This window comes from Halonatronomonas betaini (genome assembly GCF_015666175.1).
GTDB lineage: Bacteria > Bacillota > Halanaerobiia > Halanaerobiales > Halarsenatibacteraceae > Halonatronomonas > Halonatronomonas betaini.
This window is the reverse complement of sequence record NZ_JADPIE010000002.1, coordinates 370,271-383,092: the sequence shown is the minus strand read 5'-3', so window position 1 is coordinate 383,092 and position 12,822 is coordinate 370,271. Positions and strand designations below refer to the sequence as shown.

At 35.4% G+C, this 12,822-nt stretch carries 13 protein-coding genes; 10 read left to right on the top strand and 3 right to left on the bottom strand.

Features of this window, described 5'->3' with window-relative positions; genetic code table 11:
- Positions 1–347 precede the first annotated feature (347 nt).
- The 5 genes from I0Q91_RS04895 (at position 348) to I0Q91_RS04875 (ending at position 4,493) form a co-directional block, all read left to right on the top strand.
- Positions 348–875, top strand: a complete 528-nt coding sequence (locus tag I0Q91_RS04895) for a hypothetical protein (protein WP_270453265.1) — start codon at positions 348–350, stop codon at positions 873–875.
- 205 nt (positions 876–1,080) lie between these two features.
- The gene (locus tag I0Q91_RS04890; protein ID WP_270453264.1) at positions 1,081–1,755 is read left to right on the top strand and encodes a hypothetical protein; all 675 of its coding nucleotides are present in this window, start codon (positions 1,081–1,083) and stop codon (positions 1,753–1,755) included.
- Positions 1,755–2,345 carry a DNA-3-methyladenine glycosylase gene (locus I0Q91_RS04885; RefSeq protein WP_270453263.1) on the top strand — a complete coding sequence of 197 codons (591 nt, stop codon included), beginning with the start codon at positions 1,755–1,757 and terminating at the stop codon, positions 2,343–2,345. Before I0Q91_RS04890 ends, I0Q91_RS04885 begins: the two co-directional genes overlap by 1 nt.
- Before the next feature lie 17 nt (positions 2,346–2,362).
- The gene (locus tag I0Q91_RS04880) at positions 2,363–3,589 is read left to right on the top strand and encodes a sensor domain-containing diguanylate cyclase (RefSeq protein WP_270453262.1); all 1,227 of its coding nucleotides are present in this window, start codon (positions 2,363–2,365) and stop codon (positions 3,587–3,589) included.
- A gap of 16 nt (positions 3,590–3,605) precedes the next feature.
- Complete coding sequence (locus I0Q91_RS04875) at positions 3,606–4,493, top strand: patatin-like phospholipase family protein (protein WP_270453261.1); 888 nt, start codon at positions 3,606–3,608, stop codon at positions 4,491–4,493.
- Here the strand turns inward: I0Q91_RS04875 and I0Q91_RS04870 are convergent.
- Positions 4,467–5,426, bottom strand: a complete 960-nt coding sequence (locus tag I0Q91_RS04870; protein WP_270453260.1) for an alpha/beta fold hydrolase — start codon at positions 5,424–5,426, stop codon at positions 4,467–4,469. The two genes, I0Q91_RS04875 and I0Q91_RS04870, sit on opposite strands and share 27 nt — an antisense overlap.
- A 147-nt stretch (positions 5,427–5,573) precedes the next feature.
- Here I0Q91_RS04870 and I0Q91_RS04865 point away from each other — a divergent pair, with 147 nt between their 5' ends.
- The 5 genes from I0Q91_RS04865 to I0Q91_RS04845 all read left to right on the top strand — a co-directional run bounded on the left by I0Q91_RS04865 (position 5,574) and on the right by I0Q91_RS04845 (position 11,216).
- Complete coding sequence (locus I0Q91_RS04865) at positions 5,574–7,274, top strand: 2-oxoacid:acceptor oxidoreductase subunit alpha (protein WP_270453259.1); 1,701 nt, start codon at positions 5,574–5,576, stop codon at positions 7,272–7,274.
- Entirely contained in the window at positions 7,267–8,118 is an 852-nt protein-coding gene (locus I0Q91_RS04860) for a thiamine pyrophosphate-dependent enzyme (RefSeq protein ID WP_270453257.1), read from the top strand. Before I0Q91_RS04865 ends, I0Q91_RS04860 begins: the two co-directional genes overlap by 8 nt.
- Before the next feature lie 14 nt (positions 8,119–8,132).
- The gene (locus tag I0Q91_RS04855; RefSeq protein WP_270453256.1) at positions 8,133–9,833 is read left to right on the top strand and encodes a thiamine pyrophosphate-binding protein; all 1,701 of its coding nucleotides are present in this window, start codon (positions 8,133–8,135) and stop codon (positions 9,831–9,833) included.
- Between the two features lie 91 nt (positions 9,834–9,924).
- Entirely contained in the window at positions 9,925–11,025 is a 1,101-nt protein-coding gene (locus I0Q91_RS04850) for a cyclic di-GMP phosphodiesterase (RefSeq protein WP_270453255.1), read from the top strand.
- A gap of 20 nt (positions 11,026–11,045) precedes the next feature.
- Positions 11,046–11,216, top strand: a complete 171-nt coding sequence (locus I0Q91_RS04845; RefSeq protein WP_270453253.1) for a hypothetical protein — start codon at positions 11,046–11,048, stop codon at positions 11,214–11,216.
- Positions 11,217–11,237: 21 nt separating this feature from the next.
- Here the strand turns inward: I0Q91_RS04845 and I0Q91_RS04840 are convergent, their stop codons facing one another.
- Both I0Q91_RS04840 and I0Q91_RS04835 read right to left on the bottom strand, forming a co-directional pair.
- A complete protein-coding gene (locus tag I0Q91_RS04840; RefSeq protein WP_270453408.1) occupies positions 11,238–12,374 on the bottom strand; it encodes an MFS transporter in 1,137 nt (378 codons plus the stop codon).
- A gap of 165 nt (positions 12,375–12,539) precedes the next feature.
- Positions 12,540–12,752 carry a hypothetical protein gene (locus I0Q91_RS04835; RefSeq protein WP_270453252.1) on the bottom strand — a complete coding sequence of 71 codons (213 nt, stop codon included), beginning with the start codon at positions 12,750–12,752 and terminating at the stop codon, positions 12,540–12,542.
- Positions 12,753–12,822: the final 70 nt, after the last annotated feature.

Sequence of the window (12,822 nt, the reverse complement as noted above, 5' to 3'; positions counted from 1 at the left end):
TATCAGGTTAAATTCTTTTCTAATTTTATTATATAATATTTTAGAGAAAAATTCTAATCTATTTTTTCAGTTTTATTTTAGATGTGATATTTATTTAGTAAATATTAAATAGAAGTAAGGGTTAGTTAATTTCGGGTATGGGTTGGTACTGGGTTGGTACTGGGTTGGTACTGGGTTGGTACTGGGTTGGTACCGGGGAGGTATTGGAGGAGAGTTAAATATAAAATTTTCTTGAAATGTAGTTATTTTTTAGAGGAGATTGGGTTTTAATATCTAATATATATAGTAAGATAAAAAAAGAAATACAAGGCCAGTTTCATAAAAATATTTGAAATGGAGTGATAAAAATGCAAAAATTACTGATTTTCGATGAAGTCTATGAATTGATGAAAACCACAAAATTCAAGTTAGGATTTTATCAACTTTTTGATCTGATGGAGCCTGAATTGGTTGAAAAACAGATCCATTTCAATGATTTTCTTAATGCTGTCACAGAGTTTATAGATTTTGATAAAGTTATTCAGCTTAAAAAAGATAGTAAAGATAAAAAATATGTGCTTGTTAAATTTGAAGATAAAGAACATACTTCATATATTAGAGAGAAGAGACTGGCTAATTATAAATTAAAGGAACTATATTATGACGTTTGTACTATTCTTAATTCCTGTCAGGAGATAATCCATGCTAATATCGATAGTTTTGAGGAATATTTAAGGGAAAATGAAAGTATGGATTTAGACTTATCAGGTGTGGATGATCTGTTTATGAAGAATTATCAACTTTTAAATAAAATTAAAAAATCAGATTTAGTTGATCTTGATTTGAAGACTGAAAATAAAGATCAGCTAATTAATAGCCTGATTAAAAAGAAATAGGATTAATTAAAACAGATAACCTTTAAAGGCTGCAGTTATTTACTGCAGTCTATTTTCTTAAAATTTATATTATCTGGAGTTAAAATAAAGAAGAATCTATAATTTCGATGGGCTGAGGGTATTAGAGTAGAAATTAGTTAATAGATATTATATAATATTATGATAGAGGCTATAATTTATAATAAGTGGAAGGTGAAATATTATAATGAAGAAATTTAGACAGGCTTTAATTTTTACTTTTATAATAGTTCTAGTTTTTAGTTTTTCATTATTTGCTGAAGAAAATGTAGAAACTGAAGAGAATGTTGAAACTGAAGAGTACTATGCAAGCTGGGAAGATCACAGAATTGAACTGGCCGGGGAGTTTTTTATAGTTGATGAATATTATTTTAATGAGGTCTTTACTGATGAGGAGAGAGAAGAATTTAGCCTTCAAGTTTCCAGAAGGCTGACAGATGATGTGATGGCTGAAAGATATAGCGATGAAGATATAGAGTTTTTAGATGCTTACCGGGGTAATGAGGTTAACTTAGAGGAGATACTTGAAATTTCAGAGCGTTTTACAGTGATTGGCTTCAGGGCTGAAAGAGGTTTTGAGAGAGATAATGCCCATGAGAAGGTTACTGTTGATATTAATGAAGTTGTCAATATTGCTGAAGGTAGAATAATGTCTGAACCGAGATCTTATACAATGTTGATCAGTGATATTGATCTTCTCGATTATAGTAATGCCAGGGTTTTGCCTAATGGAGAAGTTTTTGCAGCCTATATTCTCCCGAAGATTGAATCAGAATTTTTGACTGTTGAGTTTAGGTCTGTCTTTGCCAATTCCTTTATACCTTTAAGGGCTACTCTGGAGCAGCGAGGGATTGTGGAATAATGGTATTGAAAGAGGATTTTTATGCCAGAGATGGCCTTACGCTGGCAAGGGATTTACTTGGCCGTTATCTGGTTAGAGAGAGCGGGCAGGGTCAGGTTATTACTAAGATTGTTGAGACTGAGGCCTATATTGGCCCGGAAGATAAAGCCTGTCATGCTTATGATAATAGGCGGACTAAAAGAACAGAGGTTATGTTTGGCCGACCTGGCCTGGCTTATGTTTATCTGGTTTATGGAATCCATAATTGTTTTAATATTGTTGCTGCCAGTGAGGGCAAGCCAGAGGCTGTTCTGATCAGGGCTGTTGAGCCTGTTAAGGGACTGGATTTTTTAAGAGAAAATAGAGCTATTGGCAAAAGACCAGATAGGGAGTTAACAAATGGCCCTGGAAAGTTAACAGAGGCTCTGAATATAAATAGAGATTATAATGGTATTTCTCTGACTGGTGGTAGGGATTTATACCTAACTTCAGGGATTGAGGTCAGTGAGTCGGTGATTCAATCTGGACCTAGAATTAATATTGATTATGCAGAGGAGTATAAAGATAAAAACTGGAGATTTTTTATTGACTCAGATTTTATCTCAGGTTAATAGAATGGAGAGTTAAAATGTCAGATCTAAGAAAGGATTTAAGTTCAGCTAAATATTATGAATATATGGATAATATTCCTATTGGGATAGCCATCATCAATGGCAGAGGAGAATTTTTAGAGGTAAATAAATCTATTATTGAAACAACTGGTTATTCAAAAGAAATGATTTTAAATAAGAAGATTCATGATCTTAGTGTTAATCTTTCAAAAGATGAGATTAATATTTCACTGGAGAAGGCGATTATTTTTGATGAATATCAGATAGAAAGTAAAGTCAGATGTAAAGATGGTTCAATAATTGATGTTGAGGTTGAATTGGTGCAGGTTGCAGATGATGAAATATTATTGCAGGTTAAAGATATAACCCAGAGGAAACAGGTTTCAAGGGCAGTTCATAAGCAGTGGGCCTATTTTAAAGAGTTATTTGAGGGTTCTATTGAGGCTATTTCTCTTTTAGATGATAGTGGCAGGATAATAATGGTTAATAAAAGTTTTGAAGAGGCTTTTGGCTATAAAGCTCAGGATATTGAGGGCAGATTTCTTGATGATATTATTGTGCCAGCAGACAAAGTGGCTGAAGCCGGTCAGATGACCAGGGAGGTTATTGATAAACAGAAGAAGGTTATTGTTGAAGATAAAAGAAAAAGGGCTGATGGGGAATTAATCGATGTTGCTATTAAGAGTTTTCCAATAGTTCAGGAGGATGAGCTTCTTGGTCTGTATGCTATTTATCAGGATATTACAGATAGGAAAGAGGAAGAGGAAAAGATTAAGTATCTTTCATATCATGATCAGATGACTGGACTTTATAATCGGAGATATTTTGAAAATAAGCTTAAAGAATTAGATGAAGCTGGAGTTATGCCTGTAAGTATTCTGGTGGCAGATTTAGATAAATTAAAGCCAATTAATGATAAGTATGGCCATTTTGAAGGTGATAGGTATATCAAAGCTGCTGCAGAGGTTTTTAAATCGATAACTAGAGGTGATGATGTAGTAGCCAGGATTGGTGGAGATGAATTTGCGATTATTTTACCTGGGATGACCTGTTATCAGGCTGAAAAGGTTACTAAAAGAATTGATAATGAATGTCAGCAGGATCGTTGCCATGGCTTTAATATTGAGATTTCAATAGGCTGTGCTACAAAGTGTAATAAAGACGAAAGCCTGGTTGATGTTTTTAAGTTAGCTGATGTATCGATGTATAAGAATAAAGAAAGCTCGAATAGAGTATCTTCTTAAAAAAGGAGGCAAATCAGTGACTGAGAAGAGGAATTATTTAATAATATTTTTAATCTGTTTATTTATTTTGCTGCCTTTTTTCTCTGGAACAATTCATGCAGATAGTGAGGAATTAGGAGAAATTGAAGAAGATAAGAAGGTTGCTTTAGTGCTTGGTGGCGGAGCAGCCTGGGGTATTGCTCATATCGGGGTTATTGATGTTTTAGTAAATGAGGGCCTGGAGTTTGATATTATCACTGGAACTTCAGCAGGTTCAATTATTGGGGCTTTTCATGCAGATGGTTATTCTGTTGATGAATTAATTGATGAGATATCAACTTTAGGTTTTACTGATTTTTTATATCCATCATTTGATGGACTTGGGTTTTTTAGTCTTAATAGAATAGAAAGCTATTTTAATGATAAATTATCTGCAGAAAATATTGAAGATTTACCTATTGATTTTGCTGTCTCTACGACAAATATTGATACTGGAGAACCGGCAGTATTTTCTGAGGGTCCTCTGGCTAAATTAATAACAGCCAGCTCTGCTGTACCAATTATGTTTGGCCCTGTTAAATATGATGGCTACTGGCTGGCTGATGGTGGGCTGGTTGATAACCTACCTGTAAAAGCAGCTAGAGAACTGGGAGCAGATATAATTATTGCTGTTGATGTAGGAGCTAATTTTCGTTTTACCAGAAAGCCTGAAGGTAGAATCGAATACGGAAATAGAGTCTTTAATATTATGAGAAAGGCTAGCTATTCCCCTTCTGGAGTGGATATTTTGATTGCCCCGGAATTGGATAATTTTAGTGGAACAGATTTTAATAATTATTCAGAGATTATTGGAGTTGGCCAGAGAGCTGCTGAAGAGAAATTGCCTGAAATTAGAGAATTACTTGGTATTGAGCCAGTCGATTAAAATTGAATTTACTCTGTCTGGATGGCTTTCCATTGGAAAATGGGAAGCTTTTTCAATATAAACTAATTTTGCATTATCATGGATATCATAAAGTCTCTGGCCCTCCTCAGGGGGAGTTGAGATACTTTTATCTTCTTCCCCCCATATTAATAGGATCGGGAGATTTATATCTGTAAATTTTGATTCTGGCAGGTCCTGAAATGTACTGGCAATATCTATCAGAACATCTTCAGTTCCTGGAATTTGCAAAGGTTTTATTAGCATTTCCAGATCATGATCCAGAATATTTTCGCCATAAATGAAGGCTAATAATCTTGCAAATACTGGCTCACTAAATAAAATATTTCTAATTAATGGTTTTGCTAATTGCTGGAGTGGCTCTATTTCTAATAATACTGTATCGAATCTTTCTTCAACATTTAATGCCCCTGCAATTAAGATTAATGAATTTACTCTAGATTGATTATAATAGGCAGTAGCAGCTGCTGTGCCTCCGCCATAAGAGTGGCCAATGAGATGCCAGTCTTTATTTTGCTCGACTATCTCTTCTGATTCTAATTTAGCCAGGAGGTTCCAGATTCTTTCAGCCTGCAGTAACTGGGAATGATTTAGGCCCTTTACCCTGTCAGTATAGCCAAAACCAGGGAGATCCAGGGCGATAACCTGATATCCGGCATTTTTTAGATCTTTTACATTGTTTCGCCAGGAGTAGGTTGAGCCGGCAAAACCATGTAAAAGTAATACTTTGCCCCTGATTTCTTCTGCTGGCTCCCAGAGTCGGTAGTGATAATTTATATTATCGACTTCTAGAAACTGGCTTTCAGGAAATGGTGCAGGGTTAAAATTTTTCTCGCTGGCATTTAGACCATTACCCTGGAGGCCCGATATTAAAATTATTAAAAATAAGAATGTAATTAGCTTTTTGAATTTCATTATAATCAACCTTTATTGATTTTAGTTAATTATACTTCTTTGAGTCGGTTATATCAATCATATTTCTGATAAATAAAAGGTAAATTTAGATTTATCTAGAACTATTAGAATAAGAATTAAAAATCAAAATACTGGAGGTAATTAATTGTGGACCTAAACCTAGTATTAGCTGGAGAAGCAGGCCAGGGTTTAAAGACTTTAGAAGCTCTGGTCGGGAAGGCATTATTTAGAGCAGGGTTTAATATATTTAGCAATAAAGATTATATGTCCAGAGTTCGTGGTGGTCACAATTTTATGTCAATAAGATTTGGTGATAGGCCTCTACAGGCACCCAGGCAGGAGATTGATATTCTAGTTGCCTTAAATGATGAGAGTATCGAAAAACATCAGCATAAAGTTTCAGAAGATGGTTTTATTCTTTATGATGGCAAATTTGATGATGATAGATTTATTGATATTTATGCCAGCGAAATGGCAAAAAGAATAAATCCTAAGGCTAAGAATTCTGTTTATGCCGGGGCTGTCTGGAAACTTCTTGATTTACCAATTGCTATTTTAAATGATCTAATTGGAGAAAAGTTTGCTGATGATGATATTGTCTATGATAATCATCAGTTGCTTGAGGTTGGCTATAATGCTATTGATGATGAAAAGTATATTGATTATAATAAATCATTCCTTGACGGAAAAGATAATCAGGAGATTTATATTAATGGAAATCAGGCAGTTGGACTGGGAGCAGCTGCTGCCGGGGTTAAATTTTATTCAGCATATCCGATGACTCCATCAACTGGAATCTTAAATTTCCTGGCCCAGAATCAGAAGGATTTTGGTATAGCTGTTGAACAGGCTGAAGATGAAATTGGTGCGATTAACATGGCCCTGGGAGCCTCTTATTCAGGTGTTAGAGCTATGACTGGCTCCTCTGGAGGAGGATTTTCACTAATGGTTGAAGCGCTGGGTTATGCAGGGGTTGGTGAGATTCCCTTGGTTGTTGCTGAGGTTCAGAGACCAGGGCCGGCAACAGGCCTCCCAACCAGAACTGGTCAGGCAGATCTATTATTTGCAATAAATGCATCCCAGGATGAATTTCCTTTGATTGTATTGGCCCCAACTGATCAGGAGGATGCCTTTTATCAATCATTTAGAGCCTTTAATCTTGCTGACAAATATCAATTGCCAGTTATTATTTTAAGCGATCAGTTTCTTGCTGATTCTTCTAAGAATATTCCTGAATATAAGCTAGATAATTTAGAAATTAAAAGAAATTTTGTTGATAGTGATAAAGTTTCGCCTAAAAGTTATAGAAGATACCACTTTACCGAAGATGGGATTTCACCCAGGGCTTATCCTGGACAATTGGCTGATAATGTTGTTTTAGTCGATAGCCATGAACATGATGAGAATGGATTTGTAACTGAAGATATTGAGCTCAGGAATAAGATGATGATTAAAAGATTTAAAAAGCTGGATAAATTTATTGCTGAAGATAGACTGGAACCAGAATATATTGGTCCTGAAGAACCTGATAATTTAATAGTCTGCTGGGGATCGACAGCAGGGCCTTTAAAAGAGGCACTAGAAATTATTCAGAAAAGAGATGAGAATATCGGTCTCTTAATATTTAAAGATATCTGGCCCCTGCCAGTTGAGAAATTAAAATCATTATCCAATCTAGCAGGAAAAATTATATCTATTGAATCTAATTTCTCTGGTCAGCTGGCTAAATTAATCCAGCAGGAGACAACAATTAAAGTTGATTATAAGATATTAAAATATGATGGTCGTCCCTTTGCAGCAAAGGAGCTTGCTGAAAGATATTTTAATGAGGTGATAAATCATGGCTAAAACTGATATATATGAAGCAGATAGAGATACTACCTGGTGCCCAGGTTGTGGTAATTTTCCATTAAGAAAGGCTCTAGCTGAAGCTCTGGCAGGTCTGGAATTAAAACCAGAAAATGCTGCAGTGATAACTGGAATCGGCCAGGCAGCGAAACTGCCCCATTATTTTCGGACCAATGGTTATAATGGTCTGCATGGAAGAGCTCTTCCTCCGGCCGTGGCTGCTAAATTAAGTAATCCAGAGCTAACAGTAATTGCAGCTACTGGAGATGGTGATGGTTATGGTGAAGGTGGTAATCATTTGATTCATACAATTAGAAGAAACCCTGATATAGCTCATTTTGTCCATAATAATCAGATTTATGGTCTAACTAAAGGACAGGCTTCACCAACAACCTATCCAGGAATTGAGACTGAGGTTCAACCTGAGGGAGTTACTTCTGAGCCCTTTAATCCAATAAGTTTTGCTGTGGGTATGGGGGCAAGTTTTATTGCCAGGAGCTTTGTTGGTGATAGGGATCATCTGGTTAAAATGATGCAGGCTGCAATAAGGCATAAAGGGTATGCTCTGCTAGATATTCTTCAACCCTGTGTATCTTTTAATAAAGTTAATACCTATCAATGGTATAGCGAGAGGGTTTATCAATTAGAAGATGATTACGATAATACTGATATTAATGCTGCATTTAAGAAATCCAGAGAATGGGGAGATAAGATTCCAATTGGAATTATTTATCAGCAGAAAAAGCCAGTTTTTAGAGAAAGTTTTCCTCATTTAAGTGATAGTATAGATGTTGATGGACCTGATAAGGCTAAAGTTAAAAATTTAATTGATAACTTTTCATAAGGAGGCATGATAGGATGGATCCCTGGAAGGTAATTGTTGAGATGTTTAAGAGTCAGGGGATTGAATATGTTTTTGGGCTTGGTGATACCTATATAAATATGTATGCTGATGAGCTAGATGGTATTGAGGCTATTAATCTCCGGCATGAAAGTTCGACTCCTTTTATGGCTATGGCCTATAGTAGACTGACTGGTAATATCGGTGTCTGTTCTGGAGCCCCGGGGCCAGGGGTTGCTAATTTAATTCCAGGAGTTTTAGAAGCTTACTCTGGTTCTATTCCAATGGTGATTCCATGTTTATCTGCCAGTAGAGAGACAAAGGGCAAAGGAGAGTTTCAGGAGACTGATCAGGTTAAAATGATGGAGCCAGTAACTAAATGGTCAGTTCAGGTGCCTTCAGCTGAGAGGATTCCATGGTTTTTAAAAGAGGCATTTAAAATAGCCCAGTCAGGAAGGCCAGGCCCTGTCTACCTTGATATACCAGCTGATGTTGCCGGGTCTGGTCCATTATCCCAAAAAGAGGATTATGGTATTGACTATCCAGAAGGATTTACAAAAATAGAAACTTTTAAACCTATGGCCTCAGCAAATAAATTAAAAGAGGCTAAGAAAATGATAATAAAGGCTAAAAAGCCTGTTATAGTTGCCGGTAATGGAGCTATTTTATCCAGGGCATTTAAAGAGTTTGCTACTTTTATTGAAGAGAATCAGATTCCTTTTTTAACGACTCCAGGAGGAAGGGGAATTTATCCTGAAAATAGTGAGTTAGCCTTAGGTGTATCTGGCCGGTATCGCTCGGAACCAGCTAGAAAATATTATCAGATGTCAGATTTATTGATAATTATTGGAAGTAGCAATGAGGCTTTTCAGACTGGTTGGTGGGAACATTTACCTGGCAATGCAGAGATTATTCAATTTGATATAGATTTGACACAGCCAGGCAGGGCTGGCAGGGCCTGGGAACCAGATTTATTTTTGCCTGGAGATATTAAATCTAATTTAAGAGAACTAAATAATAACTTTAGTGAGTTGGAAATAGATAAAGACTTTAGCCAGGCAAGGCTTGAAATTGTAAAAGATCTGAAAGGGAAATACTTTCAAAAAATAAAAAATGATATAGAAAAAGATTCAGAGTCTTTGAGGGCCAGGGAAGTAATCTATAAAGCCTGCCAGACTTTTAATGATAGTACAATCCTGGTAAATGAGAATGGCGGACAGGATACCTGGTCATACAGTTATCCTTATTATCAGGTAAAAAGTCTTCTCGGTAATATTCCTGTTGCAGAGCAGACCTGTATGGGAATGGGAGTTGTAGGAGCTATTGGTGCTAAATTAACAAGCCCGGATCGGCCAGTACTCTCGATTTGTGGTGATGGAGCTTTTCAGATGTATTTGCAGGAGATGGCTACTGCCTGCCAGTACAACTTAGGTTTAACCTGGCTGGTTTTAAATAATAATGGCCTTGGCTGGATCCGTTCAAAGCAAAAAAATGCAGGTATTAAGACAGATACAACCGATTATAAAAGCCAGCCTGATCTAACAAAAGTGGCTCAGGCCTATGGCTGTTATGCTGAAACTATTAATAAAAAAGAGGAGATTATACCTGCGTTAGAATCTGCAATTTCTGCCAATAAAAATAATATTCCAGCGGTGCTAAATTGTAGGATTGAATATTGGCCTAATATGAATCATTTAGATGATAAGTTAAAATTCTAAAACAGGAGCTTAGTAGGGCAGGATATATTTATCTTATCGATAATAGTATAAATATAGCGGTAAAAAATATAGGCCAGTAGGGGGTAATTAAATGACAGAAATTAAGACAAATGACACCCGGAGGAAAAATATAAGAGTTGATGAACTTGAACCAGGAATGAAAATTGCAGGAGATATTGAGTTTGATTTTGGCGGGATCTTAATCCCTGCTGGAACGATATTAGATAAAAGAAAGATTAATAAGTTAAAGAAGCTAGGCACAAAGTATGTATATATTTTTGATGAAGATGCTGATTCTATCAAAGAAAATTATGATAGAATTAGTAATACAGTTGAAAATTATAATAGAAGCCTGAGTAAAGCAGGCCGCTTATATAAGCGGTTTAGAAATGAAGAGGAAATAGAATATGAAGAGATTAAAGAATTAACCTTTGAAGTTACAACTCTGGGAGACGACCAGGATATGATAGATCTTCTTACAAAGGTTAAAAATAGAGATGTAGATTTATTTTCTCACTCTATTAATGTAGGTATTTTAGCAAATTTATTTGGAGAATGGCTAGGTCTTGAAGAAGAGAGGCTTCACCATCTGACACAGGCCGGACTGCTTCATGACGTTGGTAAATTGCAAATACCAGATAAAATATTAGAAAAACCTGGAGCTTTAACTGATGAAGAAGAGGATATTTTAAATGACCATCCTGTATTTGGCTTTAAAATGACAGAAAAGATTGAGGGCATGACTAAAGAGATTGCCAGAGGGGTATTAAGCCATCATGAGAAATATGATGGCACAGGTTACCCCCTGGGTACTAAAGGGAAAAGCATACCTGTTTTTGGAAGGATTCTTGCGATAGTTAATCAATTTGATATTTTAATATCAGGTTACAAGGATCAGACTAAAATTTCACCATTTCAGGCTATTAAAATTTTTAGGGAAGATAGTTTTGGTGTTTTTGATTATGAACTTCTAACAACTTTTTTAGATAAGATTCCGTATTATTTTATTAATGAGAAAGTTGTATTATCAGATGGTCGGGAAGCCAAAGTAGTTTTTATAAACCCTAAAAATCCAGATAGGCCAATTATAGAGGTTGATGATAATTATATAGATCTATATAATAATGACGATTTAAATATAATTAGATTACTTCAGTCAAGCTCTAAAGAGCTGGAATTGGATAATATTTAACCATATAAGGGGGTAAAATAATGGCTAAATGTAGAAATTGTCACGGAGATGGGGTTGTTGATTGTGCTAAATGTAAAGGTGAAGGTGAATTTAGATCAGGCAAAAATAAAGAGGGCATCACCTGTCCAAATTGCAAGGGTTCTGGAGATGTAAAATGCTCAGTTTGTAATGGGACTGGCTTTAGAAAATAATACTTATAAATAAGCTCACCTTTAGGCTCTGGCTTTTGCTGGAGCCTCTTTTTTATTGAGATAATAGAAATAGATTATTCCTGCTGAGATGGAAATAAAGCTCCCAATTAAATAAAGGCTGTCACCGCCTAAATGGTCATAAACTACTCCGCCTAATAAACTTCCTGCAACAGTGCTAAGAGCTATTGTTGAAGCATAAAGGTTCTGACCGGTAGCCTGAAAATCAATACCTACAAGGCTGGAGATATGCCTGACTGCAGTGACATGGAATAAAGCAAAGGTCAGGCTGTGAAACAACTGTGTCAATACTAAAATAGAGATTGATGGGAAGAAACCAATTAATCCCCAGCGAATAGAAAAGCTTATTGCAGAAATTAATAAGATAAATTTTAGATCGAACTTTTTAAAGAAAAATGTTGATTTTTGAAATACAATCAACTCACTTCCGGCACCTAAAAGTAAAGCTATCCCTAATAGGGTTTCTCCTCCTCCTAGAGATTTAAAGAAAATTGGATAATAAGTAAAATTAGCAATTAAAGGAACCTGGAGGAAAAAAGTAAAAAGCAGAAATTTAAATAACTTTTGATTTTTTAAAATCAACTTAAAATCTGTTATCTTAGCTATTTTTACTGAACGTCCACCCTCTGGTAATTTAAAGATATTGATTAGAGCAATTAACATCACCAATGCTCCTAGAAAGAATATATTTCTGGCTGAAGTCTTTTCAATCATGAAACCAACAGGAATAACTGCTACCATATAGCCAATTGAGCCCCAGCTTCTGAAACGACCGTATTGGTCAGAATCATCTTTTAAATGGTTTAAAACTAAAGCATCTGATAATGATACTATTGGTGCTTCAAAAATTATGAACAATATATAAATTATAAAAATAATCCAGTAGACCTCTGATTGGGGAAAGGCTAATAGAGATAGAATAGTTCCAAAAACTACAAGTTTTAGGATTTGTTTTGTAGCACCAAAATAGTCAGCTGCTAATCCCCAGATTGGAAGAATCAGAATTGAAATGGCTCTGGCTGTTGAGACCATATAACCGATTTGACTTGCTGATATTCCAATTCCATCAAGATAAATATTCCCATAGGATATTACAGCTATATATAAATAATATATAAAAAAGAATGATTTGAATAGAATAATAATCAGGCCTTTCTTATTTAATTGAGTTATTAAAGACCAATAGATTGATTATAATAGAAAACACTTAATAAATCAAGAAAAAACCCACCTCTTCTACAAGAGGTGGGTCCCACATTTCTTAAAGCAACAATATTAACTTAACTAAATCTTTTACAGAATCTATTACATAGCAATGGCAGAGCTATTAACGGATGCATACATATCTGCTTCGTAATCTAACTCAAATCCAAAATCATCTTCAATTGGATCCTCATCCATTTCTTCCATTTCCTCAAGCTCTTCTTCATCAACACCACAGGCGGCGGCAGAAAATACAACTAATGCCAATACCAATCCTAATATTATGGCTTTTTGCATTTTAGTCATCTTTAACATTTTGAGCCCCTCCCTTTTATTATTATTTCATCTTAATTCAATTACATTATAACGGGAGGATGTGATAAAA